The organism is Methanococcoides sp. (assembly GCF_030594565.1).
Taxonomy (GTDB): Archaea; Halobacteriota; Methanosarcinia; order Methanosarcinales; family Methanosarcinaceae; genus Methanococcoides; species Methanococcoides seepicolus.
Map to the genome: position 1 here is coordinate 1 of NZ_JAUVEY010000023.1, position 18,534 is coordinate 18,534.

An 18,534-nucleotide genomic window follows, 5' to 3' on the forward strand; every position below is an offset into this window, starting at 1 on the left:
ATCATGAAAATCTGTTAATTTTCATATGTAAAAACTGTTGCGGAATGGGTGAGACGGAAGCTAAAACCGATGTTAACAGTTGAATATTGTAGATAAATGGGGATTATTATAGAAGGGGTTAAATATTAGTGAACTGCTGAATTTCATTAAGGCTAAATTTGGGATTTTGCTATCCACATCAATTACTAATACTTTCATAAGTTCTCCCTATATCTTACCTTATATGTACAATTGTAGATCTCTAATATTTGACACTTTTAGTAGGAAGGTTAAGATTAGGACTTAATGGGATTTGTGGGTTCAAATCATACTCGTCGCACTTTTCTTAGGGAATATAGGTAACTCCTATATTTTGTAGGCTACAAGGCTTATAATTATATGATATTGAAAACAAAAAATCATATTCAGAACCTTTTTGCTTCCAATAACATATTAAGTGGATTCTTCCTTTTCTCGCTTATTTTTTGAATTTCATGTATGCCAAGACAAGCCGTTGTAGCGACAAGTGTTTTAAATTCTTGAATTTGGTCAAGAGGACTAAAACCAAAATGGGCACTTATCCCCATAACTAAGACACCAATTGCTCCTGTTCCACAAATATTAATCAGTGGATCTCTTAAAGACATAATACTCTTTTCATATATTTTCAATTCATCATTAATTCCTGTGCTAATATCAGATGTAACGGTTTGAAATTCTTCGACACTACTAACATTATTCACATCTTTAAATTTATCTCTGAAAAAATCTCTTAACTCTGCCCCACATCCATCATTTCGAATTTTCAATGCGATGCTTAATGGAATATTATCTAGATATTTTAAGTCTAGGTTTTGCAATGTAAATATGTTTTTAGCATCGGATGATGTTTTGTTCTTTTCTTTTTCAAGTCTCCAATTATAGATTTTCCATAGATCATAGTCAACCAATGTTGATATGGTGTTCAGCATTCTGTTAAAATAAATTCCGTGTTCGATTTCAAAAATGATGCCATCATTGACATCTTTTAAGTAATTTGCATGAAAATACTTGCCTTTAGCTGCTGCATAGGTATTAAATTCCAGCCTTTTAGTTATATTTGTCTGATTTACAATAAAATCGAGTTCATCTTGCCCATATTTATTGGCATTCGCATCAAAGATTCGTGATATTTCCTCATTTTCATACCAAGATTTTGCGGACACTGGCATTATTTTTAAGATACCTGATTCCACCCAGTCTCTGGATTTAACTAAGCAGTTAAACCATTCATTCATAAAATCAGATTTCATTTTAGCTGAAACATATGATGAGTCCAATAAGTGAACTGTTATTGGGTCATCAACAATAACTTCATCTAAATAAAAAGAGGACTTGCTTATAGATTTTTCAAATTCACGTGGACTTGACTTTCCCCAAAGATATCCAACTGTATTATCGTCTGCATTAGTATTAACATGTGTCATACATTTTTCGAATGTGCTACTGTTCCAAACATCATTATTCAAATCGTATTGCAGTTGATTCAGAATTTCATTTGGAATTTGGGCTCTGTAGAAAACCTATCAAAATCAACATATATAGACTGGAATTGGAATTATATTCCAACATCATGCAACACATCCCATAATCTTTTCAAATTGGATTAGTGTCCGAATATCGAGGATTTCTACAGAGCCGGAATTTGCTTATTATTTGAACCTACAGTATCACAAAAAGGTTCTAAATGTTCAATAAGTAAATCTATTTCTTTTAAAGATGTTTTTGAAACAATATCCATTTTATCATCTACACCGAAATTATATTATATGACATTATAAGGAATCCACCACTATTTAATATAATTATATTGCCACATCTCAAATATTTCCCTTACATGAGCATTGAGAGTAAACGGCATATGACCCATAGTATAAGCTCCTAAGTTTTACATTTCATTCAAGAATGTCAAATTGTTACGCTTGTGAAGTGTAACTGCTTATATCTGTCATTTATGTGTAATTCGTAATTTCTCTTAATCTGTCATCCTGACAAGGAATGTAAATTCCACTGAAGTCCACAAATGGAATTGGGAGGTTATATCAACTCCAATAAACAGTACAAATTAAGGGGCGAAACGTCCCCTTTTCTTTTTTTCATTCGTTCCAAAATTTCATATAGTAGCGACCACAATTAGATATTAATAACTTTTTGTGGCGTGGTGGCTAAATGAATACGATTGATACAATAAAATTAGATAATTTCAATATTTCAATAGAGAAATGCGATAGTGATAATCAAATCCAAATAATTGTTGAAAAAAATAATAAACCACATCAACAATATATACCGCCTGAAATAATTGAAGATGTTAAAATTACTCAAATACGTGTCCATAATGAAGTGATGTCATCTGATTTTGGTTATGAAAATCATATAACTAACATCATGGCAGACCTTATGAATGATGATTTTACGGTATCAATTGCACCAAAACCACATCATGACATGGACAATGTTTTTCATGTCGTGAAAGAAGGTATTGATTTTTCAATCCGCAAAAATGAAATTGATGCCATCAAAGGCATAATAATGTATTTCCCTGTAATAAAAAATATTGTCGATAAATATTCCAACGAAAATTATGTTACATACGCTGGAATTCAAGAAAGTATCGATAAATACATCGATAATAATAAATATAAATCTATTATTTTTTCAAAGATTTGCAATGCATTACATCAACGTGGCGTTGAAATAAATGTGTGAATGAAATAAACAATTTCAACGCCCTCCATTTCTTTTTTCTTTTTTTAAAAACATCTATCTACTTCTAAAAGAATGTTAATATCACTCATAATTTTGGTGGCTTAAAAAAGCTTAAAAAACCAATGAACAAAACGATATATGAAAAATGGACGAAAAATTCGAATGATCATATGAATTTTTGTTCTGCAACATGTTTGCATGACTATCAACAAAGGCTATCGAAATGCGTTGATATGGCAAATGGGAAAATATTAGTGAAGTACTGAATTTATACTATGTTATTTTGTTGAATCAATGATTTCTATGGAGCCTAGATCAGATATCAAATCTTCAATCGATCTTACCGAATCCAGAATCGAATTTAGCGGGGCTAGACTTGAATTTGTAGATTCCGCAATTGAATCTAAGAATGTATAATTTGAGCTTTCTGATTCTAATAGAGAATTTATTGATTCGACAGTTGAAACTAGCAATTCCAGATTCGAGGCAATTGATTTAAAGCTTAAAATAAGGGAATCCGACAAGCTCAAATTAGAATCAAATAAGTCCGAAGTCGAATTAATCGATTCGAGATTTAAAGAATCAATAATCAATTGAGTATTATTGTCCTGAAACGGTTCAAGAGGTTCAAGAGGTTCACCGGATACCGGACATACCGACAGCATAATTGAAAGTAAAATAAATAAATGTAGTTTCATGATTGGTATCCTCTTTTACATTAGAAGCAAATATGGAGGCATTTGTCTATCGATTTGAACAAATACGGTATACGCAAAGAAATATGCGTATATGACTGAATTAATATACTATTCTTTTGTATATAGCTATTTCTGCGCCGCATCCTCTTCTTGAATTGTTACCACCTGTGCACGACTTAAAATTTGTCAAGTTCAGTGTATGCATGTTAATACCAAGCTCCCTAAATTCGTTGTTAAGCTTTTCAGCTTCATGTCTCTCATGATCTTGAACATGTCTTGTCACCTAGATGATGCGAGCTTTTGAGGAAGTGTGGCAAAGGTTCGATTCCCCTTCTGGTGAATTCAATACTTGATCTTTGCCATTAGATAACCAGCTGAATGGGTGAATACCCATAATAAATGACAATTAGATTGTTCACTGTGGCAAATATGCCAATCAATACTATTGTGTGTCTTGTGAAATCCCATAAGATCGGTCTTTCAAGCGTTCTTATGTAGAGGATACCTAACAGGCATAGGAATAAGAGCTTTAATAGAAAGGTCAGGCCAAAGGATGGAAGGAATGGATTCGATTCGAACCCATGTCCTCCGTTTATTCCTATGTATGTGGTCAGGAGATCCCCGACTATGTAGAACAAAAGGACGTATCGGATGTCATGCAAGAAAGATAATAACTTACTCATAGCATTGCCTCCGGGAAAGAGCCTGTTGGCTACGGGGAGTATTGCCATTATCGAGAGTAGAATCTCTACTAAAACGTGTTTCAATTCTTCTCTTAATTGTTTAATGCCGTAATCAACCACACCACTCTCCGATAGTTAGTCGGATAAATTAACTATGTTGCAAATTCTATTTATGTCTTATTACATTCAAAAAAACTGAAAATATACATATACTCATATAAATACGCCAATTATGCATATTATAGTTAAAACCGAGAAATAAAAATTCTCCAGTAAGTTTATAGCTTTCACGGGCATTTGATTATTGGGGTTATATGACATGGATATTCTATGGTTGGATCAGAATGACGTAAGATCTATTCTCGAGCTTTCTGCGGTAATGGAAGCTGTTGAAAAGGCATTTGAACAACATGGTAAAAAGAAAGTTCAAATGCCTCCTAAATCCTATCTGTATTTTGATAAACACAACGGTGATCTTCGGACCATGCCTGCCTATCTTGAGGAGCAGGATGTTGCGGGTGTGAAGATAGTCAATGTTCACCCTGATAATCGTGCTAAAGGCCTGCCCTCGGTGATGGCTCTGGTCGTCCTGAACTCCACAGAGACCGGTCAGCCTCTTGCGGTGATGGATGGTACTCATCTTACTGATCTGCGTACCGGTGCTGCCGGAGGGGTCGCTGCAAAATATCTTGCGCGTAAGGATTCACATGTTGTAGGCATTGTTGGTGCCGGAAATCAGGCAAAGACACAGTTGATGGCATTGTCGCTTGTCTTTGATATTCATCAGGTAAAGGTCTATGATATAAGCACGGACCGGGCTGAAGGGTTCAGGGGGGATATGATGCAAAAGATAGGTGCTGAAATAATTGTGGCATCTTCTGTGGAGGAGGTCTGTGATTGTGATATCCTTGTTACTGTGACTCCTGTCAGGGAACCGGTCGTCAGGTCCGAATGGATCAGACCTGGTACCCATATCAATGCCATAGGTGCGGATGCAGCTGGTAAGGAAGAACTTGACCCGATGCTTCTGACCCGTGCAAAGGTGGTCGTGGATGATATTGTTCAGGCATCACATTCAGGGGAAGTGAATGTTCCTTTGTCAGATGGGGTCATAACCTCCGGTGATATCTGGGCTGAAATAGGGGAAGTGATCGCCGGGGTCAAAGTTGGTAGGGAGGGCGAGTCGGAAATCACTGTTTTTGATTCCACAGGGCTTGCAATTCAGGATATTGCCACTGCAACCATCGTTTATACTGCCGCAAAGGAAAGGGGGTTGGGTAGATCTCTTTCAATGTTCTAAACTATGTTACATTCATCAAGCAATATCATTTCATAGTTTATGCCAACGAATTGATCGAGTGAAATTTTCCTGGTGAAAATATATCTTTATGGCATGTGCTTACTTTTTGAGAAGAAGAAATTCCAAATGATATAATAATCATAATACTTGTATTATTTAGTATGGATATATTTATATATTATTTATAGGCATAGTTTCAATTAGGTAATAACTAAAAATTGTATGGGGTGGTGTATATGAATCCGGTTATAAAACCTGTAGGTCTCTTATTGTTAATCACTTTACTTTTGAGTGGTCTCACTATTATCACGGATGCTCCTCCTGAGCTTCCTAAGAATACAGGTGAAGACGGCCACGAAAGTAATTTCTCAGAGTTGTATGAGCAAGACAGCCATGAAAGTAATTTCTCAGAGTTGTCTAATCAAACTACATCAAATGACGATGTAGTTCCTGAGATCAGAGTGTCAAATGGAGACTATGTTTCTCCAGAACCTGTAAGTCCATTGGGTCCGGTTACTGCAAATATCCTGCCTATGGCTGACTTTGTTTCCAATGTGACCGTTGGGGTTCCTCCATTCAGTGTCATGTTCACTGATCTGTCCCAAAATGCTACCAGCATTTCCTGGGATGTGAATGGCGATGGTGTTGAGGATTCCAGGGTATCGGAGTTCATCTATGTGTACAATACTCCAGGTACTTACGATGTGTCATTGACAGCTACCAATTCCAATGGTAATGATGTTAAGTTTGACACGGTGGTAGCAAATTCTCCAGAAGAGATCCCTGAATTCCCAACGATTGCACTTCCTGTGCTTATTGTGTTGGGATTGATGTTCCTTTTACAAAGAAGAAAATGAAGGTGGTTTGATATGGAGCTTGTAAAAGTAAAATGTAAGACTTGCGGGAGTGAGATGATCGTTTATGATACTCGCATGAAGGAGCAGTATTGTACGATCCGCTGTCTTGAATCCGCAATGGTGGATCAGTCAGGGATCACTCCAGTCAGGATGGCATGCTGATCCTTTTCTCTTCTTTTTTGTTCGAATTTATTTTTTAAATATTTAATAATAGGTTTAGTAATTTCTTCCCTTCTTTTAAAAAATGTCTATTGGCCACGTTTTCATGAATCGATTTCCTACTATTTTTTGTTCTCGGCAACTTTAAATAATACTGGGGTATTACTAAGGTAATATCTATATATTATATTATATTATTTCGGAGTTTTGTCATGAAGTCAATACTATTACTGAGCAGTGGTCTTGATTCAGTAGCTGCTCTTGCAATTGCATTACAGGACCATGAAGTTGTAATGGCGCTGACATTCGATTATGGTCAACGCTCCGTTGAAAAGGAGATCGAAAATTCCAGAGCTGTCTGTGAACACTATGGTATCGAGCATAGGATCATTCCGCTGAAATGGCTTGGTTCCATCACGAATACATCTCTTGTGAACAAGGACCTGGATGTTCCTGAACTGTCGATCGAAGACATTGTAGATGATCCTTCTAACATCACTGCGGATTCTGCAAAGAACGTGTGGGTACCCAACAGAAATGGGGTTTTCATTAATATTGCAGCAAGCTTTGCTGAAAGTTATGGATGTGAATATGTCATTGCAGGCTTCAATGGTGAAGAGGCAAAAACATTTCCGGATAATTCCAAAGAGTTCGTGAACGCAGTGGATGAATGTTTTTCCTATTCAACCGCTAACGGTGTAAAAGTACTCGCGCCACTGATCGATATGGATAAGGTATCAATAGTGCGCAAAGCAATGGAATTGGGTGCACCTCTGGAATGGAGCTGGAGTTGCTACCACGGGGCTGAAGAGCCTTGTGGTGTATGTGAAAGTTGCATGAGAAGGAAGCGTGCATTCCTGGCTTCCGAGTTTGAAGATCCACTTATTAAAAAACGAGCTGACTTAAAATGATAAGGTGTTTGTAATGGAATGTATCGTTCTAGATGAAAAAGTACATTATGATGGCAGCCAGATATCTTCTCTCTGGGCGTATAACCTGAAAGGGGTTCAGTATGATTCCATCGTTGCCTTCCGGGGAGGATGCGATGTCAAGATAGAACATATGATAGACCTTGAGGACAAAAGGATGGGCGATTCGATCTATTCTACGGATATGCTGCATTTCTTAATAGAGCACTTCGATTCCACTGACCTTAAATTGGTATACGCAAGACAGCGACTCTTTACTTCAATTGTTGCAGAATCTCTCTCTGCTAATGGTGTCGTGACTACCCGTCAAGGTGATGATCTTTTTGTAAATGGCAAAAAATTGACGATCTCGATAGCCAGCACTTCGGCAGTATCCCAGAAGATCCATTTTGGTATCAATGTCTACCACGACTTCTATGGAAATCTGAAATATGTCGGGATCGATGAGGCCAGGGCAGTAAGCTTACTTGCCGACATTGGCCAACGTTATGTCGCTGAGATCGATGATATTGAAAAGGACCTGCGAAAATCACGGCCTTTGGATGTGATCTAATGGAAGCTCCCATAAGTGAGATATTCTGTTCCGTTCAGGGCGAAGGTCCTCATGTTGGTGTGAGACAGGCGTTCGTGCGTTTCATTGGATGCAATCTGAATTGTTCTTATTGTGATACCCAGCCGGCAGACCCGAGTGTCTGCATGTTTGAAAGAACACCGGGTTCGAACAGCTTTGAGAACATCCCTAATCCTCTTGTGACCTCTCAGGTCAGTGAACTCCTTAGTAATTATGGCAATATCCATTCAGTTTCCCTGACCGGTGGTGAACCTCTTCTCCATGCGGATTTCATTTCTGAAATGGATATACCTCATCCATTGTATCTGGAATCGAACATGACATTGCCTCATATGGCGGAAAAGATCAAGGATAAGATCTCTTACGTTTCAGGGGACATAAAGCTCATAGATGAGTTCGAAGGTAAGGACCTTGTTTCACATCTCGAACGGACCATCGAATGTTTCAGGACACTCAGACAGACAAAGGACAGGGAATGTTTCTGTAAACTGGTGGTCACAAAGGATACTGTTCCGGATGATGTATACGGGATGGTGGATGCTATATCCGACTATGTTTCCTGTGTTGTGCTTCAACCGGTTACACAAAAACATTTTTCATCAGGCATTGAATTTTTGCTTCAATTGCAAAAAGACCTGCTTGATTCAGTGGATACATTAATAATTCCTCAGACACACAAAATGTGGGGTTGCTTATAATGACAAAAATGAGACTTGGAATAATAGAATACATTGACAGTGCACACTATTTGCCGGAACACGAGACCTGTGGTATAGTCCACGGTCACACTTATAAAATAGAGATCGTTCTGGAAGGCGAAAAACAAGAGAATGGAATGGTCATGGATTTTTACATTATCAAGAAGATCGTAAAGGAAATCCTCAAAACATATGACCATAAGCTTTTGAATGACGTTCTTCCTTTCCCAAGTGCCGAAAATATCTGTGAACACATGCATGGTCAGCTTTTTGAGCAGCTTGGGCTTCCAGTGTCTGTGAAGGTATGGGAAGGTCATGGAAAATGGTGCGAATTGAACGGTTTTGAGTGATATATTCCAAAACCTATATCTATATCTTTAAGGGTCTTAATTTAAGTTCAGATGCTTTATTACTGCCGGAGGACATATTTTGCCTGATACTGATAAAATCACTGAAGAATGCCATGATGTAAATGGTTTGGATCGTGAGATTCTGCGTAAGATCTCAGAACATCCTTGTTATGATAAGAACGCGCAGCATAAATTTGGCCGAATACATTTGGCTGTTGCTCCAAAATGCAATATACAGTGCAACTATTGTGACCGTAAGTTCGATTGTGTAAACGAAAGTCGCCCTGGTGTTACAAGTGAAGTATTAAATCCACAGGAAGCCCTTGAAAAGACCCGTCAGGTTCTCAAAGACCATCCTTTCATTAAGGTGGTAGCTGTAGCAGGTCCGGGTGATCCTTTAGCTAACGATGAGACCTTTGAGACCCTCGAACTTATCAAGAACGAGTTCCCGAATGTAACTCTTTGTCTTAGTACCAATGGTCTTGCTCTGCCGGAAAAAATGGATGAGCTTCTAAGGGTAGGGGTAAGTACACTTACTGTAACTCTTAATGCCATCGATCCTGAAATTCAGGCACAGATAGTTGACCATATCTCTTACAAAGGCAAATCCTATACAGGCGTTGAAGCTGCAGAGATCCTCATTGCCAACCAGCTTGAAGGAATAGAAAAAGCGGTTGAGGCGGGGATGGTATTAAAGGTGAACACTGTCCTGATCCCTGAGATCAATAAAGATCATATTATAGAGGTTGCAAAGAAAATACGTGAAATGGGTGTTTTCATCATGAACGTCATGCCTCTCATATGTCAGGCAAAGTTCGCGGACATGGAACCTCCAACCAATGAAGTACGTAAAGAGATGCAGGATTTCTGTGAACCTTACGTGCAGCAGATGAGGCACTGTCGCCAATGCAGGTCTGATGCTTACGGTCTTATCGGTAAGGACCTTTCACAGATGAGCGAAGAGCGCAGGAACGTCATTAAGATGGAGTCGATCGAAAAGAAAGATCACAGTAAATGATCTTTCATTCTTTTTTAAGGACATTAAAGGGTGGATCCTATTGGATATTGAACAATTAGCTGCGAACCTTCGGAATTTTGAAGGTGTGACCCGTAAAAAGCCCATTGCTGATATCGTGAATATGTTCGAGGATGTCCGTAGTGAATACGGCGAGACCATCGTTGACTTTGGCGATGATGCTGCGGTGTTGGATACTGGTGGCGATGAAGTGATCTTGTTTGCTGCTGATGCTATCTGGGGCAAGATCGCAATGGAAAGCCAATGGTGGACCGGGTACACTTCCGTCGTTGTCAATGTCAATGACATTTCAGCAATGGGTGGAAGGCCAGTCGCAATGGTGAACGTCATGTCCTCTTGTGACACTGAAGCCTGCAAAGAGATGATGCGGGGCATAAAGGATGGCGTGAAGAAGTTCGGCGTTCCTATGGTGGGTGGTCATATGCATCCTGACACTCCTTACAATTCCCTCGGGGTCGCGATAATCGGGGTCGCCAAAAAGGACTGTCTTATCAGAAGTGATATGGCAAAACCCGGAGATTCGATAATAGTTGCCTATGATATGGATGGTCGGGTCGGGAAAAATTCCCCTTACAGCTGGGATACCACATCTTTCAAGGATGCTCAGACAGTTCGTGACCGTTTCCTTGTAATGCAGACCATTGCTGAAAAGAAATTGGCGATCGCAGGAAAGGATATCAGTAATCCCGGTACGATCGGTACTCTGGGTATGTTATGTGAGACAAGCAAGGTAGGTGCATCCGTGGACCTCGATATGATCCCGATCCCTGACGAGCTTGAGCTTGAACAATGGCTTAAGATATACCCTGCTACTGGTTATGTCATTAGCACAAAACCGGAGAACTGTGATGAATGTATACGTATCTTTGAAGAGGTCGGTATTACTGCAGCGGTAGTTGGAAGCATCAATGATTCCGGTCTCGTGGATATATACTCGGGTGAGCAAAAAGCAGTTGTCTTTGACCTGAACTCTGATACTATAACCGGAATTGAATTGAGTGCAGAAGATGTTGAATGACTCTGTGGCACTGCCATCAGGTCATTCCTTTTATTAGATCAGTTTGAGTTGATATATTCTTCCATCTCTTTGAAGTAATACTGTTCTGCTTCCTTTACAACCTCGAGTTTTCCTCTAAGGGCGATAACGTTCCTTTCGTCACATTCCACGATGTTGACAGTAAGTTTCCTTTCGACCGGTTCCAGTTCGAACTCTTCGATCATATCATACATTATGTAAGATGGAGTTCCCGGAGGCATTATGATGTCATAAAGGTCTTCGAGCTTTTCGCCAAGTTCTTCCTCTATCTCTATCTTCTCTTTCCTTTTTTCGAGATCTTCAATTGTTAGTTTTTTTGGCATTATGGTCACCTTGGATTTAATGAATTGATGTCATGTTCTGCATAAATAGTAATCGCTGTGATGCCTATTTGAAAGGCTGGGGGGAGGTAGTTACATAGGTTAATATCCTTTGTCGAAAAACTTACTATTCAAGGTAGTTAATGTTGTAACTGGAGGGTATGGATGCGTTTGGTCGATATATCTGATTCTAATGGAATGATGCGTGTGGAATTTTTTGGTTGTAATATGAAATGTCCTTATTGTGTTCACATTCATCAGCCTTTCAAAGAAATGTCTGTGGAGGAAGTTGTCGATCTTGCCAAAAATTCTCATTCTAAGACCGTTCACCTTGGTGGGGCTGAGCCGACATTGCAAAAAGAGCTTATCCCTCTCATAAAGGCACTTAATGATGCTGGAAAAGAGGTTCTGTTAAAATCAAATGGGATGAAACCTGAGGTTCTGGAAGGAGCATTGCCTTACGTGCATGGTTTTGTCCTATAATTGAAAGCACCCCTTGATGACTTGAAGGCTATTATGGAGCTGACGGGCATGTCTGAAGAGAGAACTAAGAAATATGTGACCTTGTTAAGAGCCTCCCTTGAGATCGCTCGCAAAAAGTGGTTGCGTATATGGATGCGCGTAATTCCAGGTTATGTGAACCTTGTTACTTTACCTTCTTTGTTCCCATATATGGAGGGTGCTTCTGAAGTACTGTTCTATCAGTTCCTGAGCAATCCCGATTTCGATCTTCCATTTCAAGACTATGACAGTGCTGTCCCTGGATGGGTGGATATGGAAAAGATCGGAAAGAAGGCCCTTCTGGTCGTACCTCGCGTTATTCTGATGGGTGTAAATGGGAAAGTGGTCCTTGAAAAATAAGGCTGGTTCTGGCCACAAGTTTCCGAAGACCTGTGCAAAATCAGTTCAATATGGGTAATAATTTATTTCAATATTTAAAAGATCGAATTAAAAATGAGCAAGGTTTTGAACGACGGAAAAAATTGTTGTGGTGATTGGTGTTGGTACGGTATGAAACGATCATATAACCTTACTCAGTATAATAATATGTAATAACTTATTTATTTATGTTGTGCTACGGGGTGTTATATGTAGTTATTAATATCATATTTGTCCAATGGACGTGAAGGGGATATATACGCATGTACATGAAATGCTACAATTTGTACACGCGGATGACACTTAAAGTTAAATTGATCTGTTTTAATATTAAGATGCATTTATTTATTTTAAGTAAACAGTTTGCTAATATTCTTTAATTATAATTTGGGAGGTCGAAAGGTGGAATCCGATGCATTAAAACATATAGAATGCATCTACAGCTTATTGACCAGTGATGTTTTGGATCACCTGAAAGTCGGTGTGGTCGTACTAGATGGTGATCTGAAGGTAAAATGGGCAAATCACTTCTTGATCCATGATCTATGTGGGCAGAATGATCCTGTTGTTGGGATGGATCTATGCCAGATACTTTCCTCGGTCTCAGGATCCGGGGTAAGTTCCGGTTATTCGAATGTTACCGGTCAGCTTTGCAAAGGTGAAAAGATATTTCTACACATACCCCCAAAAAAAGGTGCAGTCCACAGGTGGTTGGAACACCGATTATATCCTATTGACTCTGATATTTATAATGAAGGTTGGGTTGGTTATTTCTATGATATAACAGGGCAGATTAAATACAATGATCCTGTAGCGTTCTTTGAAAAGCAAGAGCCAATTTCTTTTGATACATCCCTTTGTGAGCGGTCAGAGTGTTATCCTCTGAGTCCTTCAGCTTCGATCAAAAAATATACTGATCTTCTCCTTGATGGTGAGGTCAATGAAGAACGAATACGTGCGATCGAAGCGATACAAGCAAATTCTGAAAAACTGAACGGACTTGTTCTGTCTGCTACTATGTATGTGAGCAAGACCGAATTCAAGTTCAAGACCTTTTTCGAAAAAGCAACTGATCCCATGATCATCCTTGATCTTGATGGTAAGATATGGGAGATAAATCAGGTTGCATGTGATGGGCTGGGCTACTCGTATTTCGAGTTACTTGGTATGGATAACTCTATAATTTTTGATGATGCCTTAATTATGGAAACGATAAATGTTCTGAACAATTCCGAGAATGTCCATTCTATTCTTTTAGAGTCTTGCTGCAATACAAGAGATGGAAAATGTATTCCTGTCGAACTCAATTGCAGGCTTATTGATTATGAGGAAAAACCAGTAGTCCTTATTACTTCCAGAGATCTTTCCGAAAGAAAACGTATTGAACATTTGTCACGCGTCAATGAGGAGTTGAAGTGCCTGCATGATACCAAGGATGTTTTCGTTGATATCTTAAGTCATGATCTGATGACCGGCTGGAATTATTAAGGGTTATTCCGAGTTCTTGTCCAATAAAGTAGATGATCCTGTGATGGAAAGATCGGTACGGCTGATCCGCAAAAGCAACAATAAGATGATCGATCTCATTGAATCTTCATCGAAATATGCAAAGCTGGAGTCGATCGAAGATATTGACTTTAAGATGATATATATTATTTCCATTTTGAAGAATGTGATCGAGGACCTTGGACCTCATTCACGCAAGAAGTCGATAGATGTCTCGTTAGTTTTTAAAGGGGAATGCCATGCTTATGCGAATCCGATGGTTGATACGGTGTTTGTCAACTATCTTTCCAATGCGATAAAGTATAGTCCGTAAGGCTCCAAGGTAGAGCTGGATGTCGCGGAACTTGGTGATCATTGGAAAGTGATGGTCAGGGATAATGGTATTGGAGTTCTTGATGCTGACAAACCCTTTTTGTTTGAGGGGTTCACAAGGTTTAATTCTGATCATATCAAAGGTGCGGGTCTGGGGCTTGCAATTATTAAGAGGGTAGCTGAACTTCATAAGGGTCAGGTGGGTGTCGATGACCGTCCTGATGGAAAAGGTTGTGCTTTTTGGGTGACTTTGAAGAAATTAGGCTGATTTTCACCGGAATATTTATTCGTGTTCAATGTATTTACGAAAGGGATTGCAATGCAGGAATATAAGTTAAAACGTGGTTTTTCTCCGGACATCGAACGGATCTATGAAGAAGTAGGCAAATGTTTCCCAGTTGACATCAAGAGAGATGGCGATAAGCTCTCTGTTTCATATGGTGTTATCAAGGAGTTATCTGTTTATATGGATGGCAAAAAACTTGTAGTGGATACGGACATGGATGTTTCTTCTGTTGACGATGAGCTTATCCTTGATACGAACAAACGTTTCCGGGATTTCCTTTTGCTCGCGACAGGATATACTGCTAAGGAACGCCGTAACCAAGCAAAGAAAGCAGTTTCAAAGTGATGATATTAAAAAAAGTTCGGATATTGATCAGTAGTGACATTCGTTAATTCGGAATTCTTAAGGGATCTCAAGGCATTTGATATCCCTACATGCCTGAGGGTATGTGCCGGTACAGATGGTTCTGTGACCTTCCTTTTGGAGATCATGACCTGTAAGGACGTTTCAGTGGTCACTGAAGCACAACATATCGTTAAAGCGGATGCTGAGATGTCTTCTCTGTTGAAGGTCCCTGAAGGGTCAGACGTGAACTATCGTCTGGTCACCCTTTTAGCAGGTGACACTCCTTTTGTGAGGGCGTTGTCCCTATCTCCCATCGAGAGGATGCCCGAAAATATACGCCAGGACCTGATGCGCGCAGATATCCCCATTGGCAAGATATTGAGGAACAGCGGCATTGAGACCCGCAGGGATTTCGATAATATCAATATTGCCGAAAATGACCCACTTTTCGATATCAACAGAGTACTTTCACGCTCCTATCACATAGTACATGACAACAGTACCATGATGTGGATAAATGAGAGGTTTCCAGTGGATGAACGCTGGGATTTATAAACCCAACCGAAAGCTTCATATTTGATTCTGTGTATCAGGGAGTTGTACCCATTAATAATGATGCCTCGGTGGCTTAGGGGTATAGCGCGTCCTTGGTAAGGACGAGGTCGCGTGTTCAAATCACGCCCGAGGCTTTCTAATTATACTATGAATCTCTCACCTGCTTGATAAGTTCAGGGGAAATGAAATAAACTTTTCTATATTACTTTGACATAAGGCTCAATGCTGTCGAAAAACGCATTGAGAATGCGACTTATTCTTAAATATATAAAGAAATCCTCCTTAGCTAGGAAGATGAACTTTTTCTAGAAGAGTGGTATTTTTAGACGTTACCTCTATCCCCGCATAGCAAGTCGGTGCATATCATGCGTTAATCCTTTGAATATATCAAGTATTCCACAATCAACAAAAATAGCGGAAACAAAGTGCTCAACACAATTTGAGTATCTAATCCAATCACTTCGACTTCACTGATAATATTCAATGATCTGAATATCAGGAAAATTATTGTTCCCAATATAATACTTTGGAGGATGCCAAAGATCCAAAAAATATTCTTGTTTCCCACCTGTGATACCTCATACTATCATTTTTGTTTCATTCTTTCTTAGGCAATAGTGCTCACCTATTCAAATCATCGCAGAAAAATCATTGTAATTTATTAGAAACCATAGTCCAAAGACCATCAGTAATCCTCCGCAGAAGTATAACATCCTTTTGTATGTATGCTGTGAGATCAGTTCCTTTCCCTTTGAAGAGGAGGATGAGATCGCTACAAGGAACCCGAAGTCTGCTATCCAGTGACCAACAATAAACGCAACCACTGCAAAGATACTTATCATATATTCATGCAGGATAATCGCGGTACCTACTGCTAGCCACCAGATAACAAAATAAGGGTTCAACGCAGAAGTTAAAACCCCGGCATATATTGGATTAAAAGAGAAGTTCAATCTACTTTCTGATACCAAAATATCCATTGTAGAAACTTCTTTTGCACTTTTTATTAGCATCAACCCCAAAAGCACCATCATCAAGCCACCTATTATGGTCAGATATAACATCATGGTTTCACTGATGGAGGATGAAACTCCTACTAATATGAGCAGAAATATGGTCAATTCGACCAGGGCATGCCCAATGAATACTGATTGTCCTGCTCTACAACCTTTCTTAAGGGATATGCCAATCGTTGCAAACATCATAGGCCCAGGGATGAGAGCAGCAGATATTGCCACTGTAATTCCTAGAAAAAAAGCTTTGATTAGTTCTATGATGGATATCACCTTGTAAAAGTTATATGTGTAATATCTAAAACAATTATATATACATATGCAAAACCTTTGGGAGATAATGGCTTATTTCAAGTTCTGATATTCTTATTTTCTGATTCTGTAGAAATCCCAAGAGGTGAATATGGAAGAAGATGGGTTCTCTAAAGGCACTCTTCGTTACATGAAGCAAAATGCAAAGAGCGATAAGCCGTTTACTCTCAAGGCTCATGTGAGGAAAAGGTTGACAAATAACCTTTTTACGCTATTCTTTTTTAATATTTTATCATATTACAACTAACCATATGTATCACGTTTTTGTCACATAATAACCAATTTGTAAACAAGGATATGTATCCATTTGATATATACGGGAACAAGGAATAAGAGCCGAACGAAAATACCAGACTTAGAATCAAGAAATAATAATAAGGTGAAATAAGATGAAAATAACTGACAAGTACAATGAGATAAGATCAATCCTTATTCCAGGGTTTAACGTGGATACACCAAAGGAAATCAATTTCGGTATTCAGTTCAGCGTATCAAAGAACCAGTTTTCTCGCGTAATAAGAATATACGACGGAAAGAAGGGAATTAAAGTTGACCTATCCCAGTTAGGCACATCACCTGAAGCAGAAGAAATACGTATTGCACTCATAGAAGGTGTAGTACCTTCACTTAATAATAAGAACATTTCAATTCCCGAAGAAAAGTTAACATCATCTATAGATTTGCCTGTTACAAATGGACATAGTGTAATTGGCTCTGATGAATCAGGTAAGGGTGATTTCTTTGGTCCTCTTGTGGTAGCTGCAGTCAAGACCACTCCAAAAATTGAATCAATTCTTGAGGGGTTCGGTGTCAGGGATTGCAAACAGTTGACTGATTATCAGAATATATCTATTGCAAAGCAGATAAAGAGCTCAATTTCAGCTGATATGTTCTCAGTGAAGATCCTTGAACCAGTTACATACAATAAATGCTATGAAAATGTTCAGAACCTGAACATTATGCTTACCGTAAACCATGTAAGTGCAATCAGAGACCTGTACCAGCAGGGCGATAGCATCATAATTGACAAATTTTCATATTACGACAGCATGGTCGAGGATGAACTTCGCCAATGGAACATCGATGTGAAGCCTGTTCAGATACCCAGAGCAGAAGAACAATCAATTGCAGTGGCTGCAGCATCAATCCTTGCACGTGTGGCTTTCCTTGAGGCTATACAGGAAATGAACGAGAAGTATATCGTAACATTCCCAAAGGGTGCATCGGATAAGGTTAAGAAGGTTGGTGCAAAGTTTATTGAAAAGTATGGCAGGGATAGGTTACACGAAGTTGCAAAAATGCACTTCAAGACAGCATCCGATATATGAGGATGCTAAGTCAAAAAAGAACATCCCAAACGGCAAATCAGATCCAATTGGAGATGATTAAAATGGTAGATTAGAAAAACATCATAGGCTGTACAAACCTTGATGAGCAAGTAATCTCCTATGCTAGAAAGCGTTTTGACGAGTGTTTATCGCTTCTAACTATTCCTGAATTATCCAATCCATTATGGTTAGATAGGTGTACCTTCCCATTAGGTTTGACAGGGGAAGGTACTTTCTTTCCACTTGAGGATTGAGTTACCTGTTCCTTTGAGAAGTTTGTCCTTCATTAATCGGACTTCGTCAGCATATGGACTAATTTCTGGAATTCTATCATGGCATTCTATTGCTTCATCATCACGTTTCAGTCTACTCAAAGCATTGCCTTTTTCAAACAATAACATCTCGTTCAGCGGGTCTTCTGCATTCACACCTTCCTCCATAGTAGGCACTCATCAGATTTCCAAGAAACTCAGGAAGAAACTCAGGATTTTGTTGCATAAAGGGAGTTACGTTGAATTGATCAAGTGCCTGTTTTCCTTTATTATGGAAAATTGGATAAGCTTTTTTAATATATGGGTTCTGTAGAAATCCTCGATATTCGGACACTAATCCAATTTGAAAAGATTATGAAATG

Annotated in this window: 23 protein-coding genes and 1 tRNA gene; 19 read left to right on the forward strand and 5 right to left on the reverse strand. The window is 38.9% G+C overall.

Going from position 1 to position 18,534, the window contains the following annotated elements; all coding sequences use genetic code 11:
- Positions 1-404: 404 nt before the first annotated feature.
- A complete protein-coding gene (locus QAS77_RS03360) occupies positions 405-1,487 on the reverse strand; it encodes a hypothetical protein (RefSeq protein ID WP_305064148.1) in 1,083 nt (360 codons plus the stop codon).
- A gap of 700 nt (positions 1,488-2,187) precedes the next feature.
- Between QAS77_RS03360 and QAS77_RS03365 the strand changes: the two genes are divergently transcribed.
- Entirely contained in the window at positions 2,188-2,727 is a 540-nt protein-coding gene (locus QAS77_RS03365) for a hypothetical protein (protein WP_305064149.1), read from the forward strand.
- 1,060 nt (positions 2,728-3,787) lie between these two features.
- Here QAS77_RS03365 and QAS77_RS03370 read toward each other — a convergent pair.
- A complete protein-coding gene (locus QAS77_RS03370; RefSeq protein WP_250867791.1) occupies positions 3,788-4,108 on the reverse strand; it encodes a DUF5658 family protein in 321 nt (106 codons plus the stop codon).
- Between the two features lie 319 nt (positions 4,109-4,427).
- On the opposite strand from QAS77_RS03370, the gene ala reads away from it, so the two are divergent.
- From ala to QAS77_RS03415, 9 genes are all read left to right on the forward strand, one after another.
- Complete coding sequence (gene ala / locus QAS77_RS03375) at positions 4,428-5,408, forward strand: alanine dehydrogenase (protein WP_305064150.1); 981 nt, start codon at positions 4,428-4,430, stop codon at positions 5,406-5,408.
- Between the two features lie 236 nt (positions 5,409-5,644).
- Entirely contained in the window at positions 5,645-6,265 is a 621-nt protein-coding gene (locus QAS77_RS03380) for a PEF-CTERM sorting domain-containing protein (RefSeq protein ID WP_250867789.1), read from the forward strand.
- 12 nt (positions 6,266-6,277) lie between these two features.
- Positions 6,278-6,427, forward strand: a complete 150-nt coding sequence (locus QAS77_RS03385) for a hypothetical protein (protein ID WP_250867788.1) — start codon at positions 6,278-6,280, stop codon at positions 6,425-6,427.
- Between the two features lie 209 nt (positions 6,428-6,636).
- Positions 6,637-7,335, forward strand: a complete 699-nt coding sequence (gene queC / locus QAS77_RS03390; protein WP_250867787.1) for a 7-cyano-7-deazaguanine synthase QueC — start codon at positions 6,637-6,639, stop codon at positions 7,333-7,335.
- A 13-nt stretch (positions 7,336-7,348) separates the two neighbouring features.
- Positions 7,349-7,906, forward strand: a complete 558-nt coding sequence (locus QAS77_RS03395; RefSeq protein WP_250867786.1) for a DUF366 family protein — start codon at positions 7,349-7,351, stop codon at positions 7,904-7,906.
- Positions 7,906-8,622: a 7-carboxy-7-deazaguanine synthase QueE gene (locus tag QAS77_RS03400; RefSeq protein WP_305064151.1), complete on the forward strand. Its 717-nt coding sequence runs from the start codon at positions 7,906-7,908 to the stop codon at positions 8,620-8,622. Before QAS77_RS03395 ends, QAS77_RS03400 begins: the two co-directional genes overlap by 1 nt.
- Positions 8,622-8,972, forward strand: a complete 351-nt coding sequence (queD, locus tag QAS77_RS03405; RefSeq protein ID WP_172366580.1) for a 6-carboxytetrahydropterin synthase QueD — start codon at positions 8,622-8,624, stop codon at positions 8,970-8,972. The genes QAS77_RS03400 and queD overlap by 1 nt, the downstream gene beginning before the upstream one ends.
- Before the next feature lie 79 nt (positions 8,973-9,051).
- Positions 9,052-9,990, forward strand: a complete 939-nt coding sequence (nifB, locus tag QAS77_RS03410; RefSeq protein WP_305064152.1) for a nitrogenase cofactor biosynthesis protein NifB — start codon at positions 9,052-9,054, stop codon at positions 9,988-9,990.
- A gap of 40 nt (positions 9,991-10,030) precedes the next feature.
- Positions 10,031-11,026, forward strand: coding sequence for a methanogenesis marker 2 protein (locus tag QAS77_RS03415; protein ID WP_305064153.1), 996 nt, complete (start codon positions 10,031-10,033; stop codon positions 11,024-11,026).
- A 38-nt stretch (positions 11,027-11,064) separates the two neighbouring features.
- Here QAS77_RS03415 and QAS77_RS03420 read toward each other — a convergent pair whose 3' ends face one another.
- The gene (locus tag QAS77_RS03420; RefSeq protein ID WP_250867781.1) at positions 11,065-11,367 is read right to left on the reverse strand and encodes a hypothetical protein; all 303 of its coding nucleotides are present in this window, start codon (positions 11,365-11,367) and stop codon (positions 11,065-11,067) included.
- Positions 11,368-11,529: 162 nt separating this feature from the next.
- Here QAS77_RS03420 and QAS77_RS03425 point away from each other — a divergent pair, with 162 nt between their 5' ends.
- The 8 genes from QAS77_RS03425 to QAS77_RS03460 all read left to right on the forward strand — a co-directional run bounded on the left by QAS77_RS03425 (position 11,530) and on the right by QAS77_RS03460 (position 15,381).
- Positions 11,530-11,847 (forward strand): radical SAM protein, encoded by a 318-nt coding sequence (locus QAS77_RS03425; RefSeq protein WP_305064154.1) that lies wholly within the window; start codon positions 11,530-11,532, stop codon positions 11,845-11,847.
- 48 nt (positions 11,848-11,895) lie between these two features.
- The gene (locus tag QAS77_RS03430) at positions 11,896-12,225 is read left to right on the forward strand and encodes a hypothetical protein (protein WP_305064155.1); all 330 of its coding nucleotides are present in this window, start codon (positions 11,896-11,898) and stop codon (positions 12,223-12,225) included.
- A 420-nt stretch (positions 12,226-12,645) separates the two neighbouring features.
- Positions 12,646-13,731 (forward strand): PAS domain S-box protein, encoded by a 1,086-nt coding sequence (locus QAS77_RS03435; protein ID WP_305064156.1) that lies wholly within the window; start codon positions 12,646-12,648, stop codon positions 13,729-13,731.
- 16 nt (positions 13,732-13,747) lie between these two features.
- A complete protein-coding gene (locus QAS77_RS03440; protein ID WP_250867778.1) occupies positions 13,748-14,062 on the forward strand; it encodes a hypothetical protein in 315 nt (104 codons plus the stop codon).
- 15 nt (positions 14,063-14,077) lie between these two features.
- Positions 14,078-14,329 (forward strand): sensor histidine kinase, encoded by a 252-nt coding sequence (locus QAS77_RS03445; RefSeq protein WP_305064161.1) that lies wholly within the window; start codon positions 14,078-14,080, stop codon positions 14,327-14,329.
- A gap of 51 nt (positions 14,330-14,380) precedes the next feature.
- Positions 14,381-14,692, forward strand: coding sequence for a DUF5611 family protein (locus QAS77_RS03450; protein ID WP_250867776.1), 312 nt, complete (start codon positions 14,381-14,383; stop codon positions 14,690-14,692).
- Between the two features lie 33 nt (positions 14,693-14,725).
- Positions 14,726-15,247, forward strand: a complete 522-nt coding sequence (locus QAS77_RS03455) for a chorismate--pyruvate lyase family protein (RefSeq protein WP_305064157.1) — start codon at positions 14,726-14,728, stop codon at positions 15,245-15,247.
- Between the two features lie 62 nt (positions 15,248-15,309).
- Positions 15,310-15,381: transfer RNA gene (locus QAS77_RS03460), tRNA-Thr, on the forward strand.
- A gap of 495 nt (positions 15,382-15,876) precedes the next feature.
- Here QAS77_RS03460 and QAS77_RS03465 read toward each other — a convergent pair.
- Positions 15,877-16,485 (reverse strand): LysE family transporter, encoded by a 609-nt coding sequence (locus QAS77_RS03465; RefSeq protein ID WP_305064158.1) that lies wholly within the window; start codon positions 16,483-16,485, stop codon positions 15,877-15,879.
- 476 nt (positions 16,486-16,961) lie between these two features.
- Between QAS77_RS03465 and rnhC the strand changes: the two genes are divergently transcribed.
- Positions 16,962-17,900: a ribonuclease HIII gene (gene rnhC, locus QAS77_RS03470; protein ID WP_305064159.1), complete on the forward strand. Its 939-nt coding sequence runs from the start codon at positions 16,962-16,964 to the stop codon at positions 17,898-17,900.
- 209 nt (positions 17,901-18,109) lie between these two features.
- Here the strand turns inward: rnhC and QAS77_RS03475 are convergent, their stop codons facing one another.
- Positions 18,110-18,328: a hypothetical protein gene (locus tag QAS77_RS03475; RefSeq protein WP_305064160.1), complete on the reverse strand. Its 219-nt coding sequence runs from the start codon at positions 18,326-18,328 to the stop codon at positions 18,110-18,112.
- Positions 18,329-18,534: the final 206 nt, after the last annotated feature.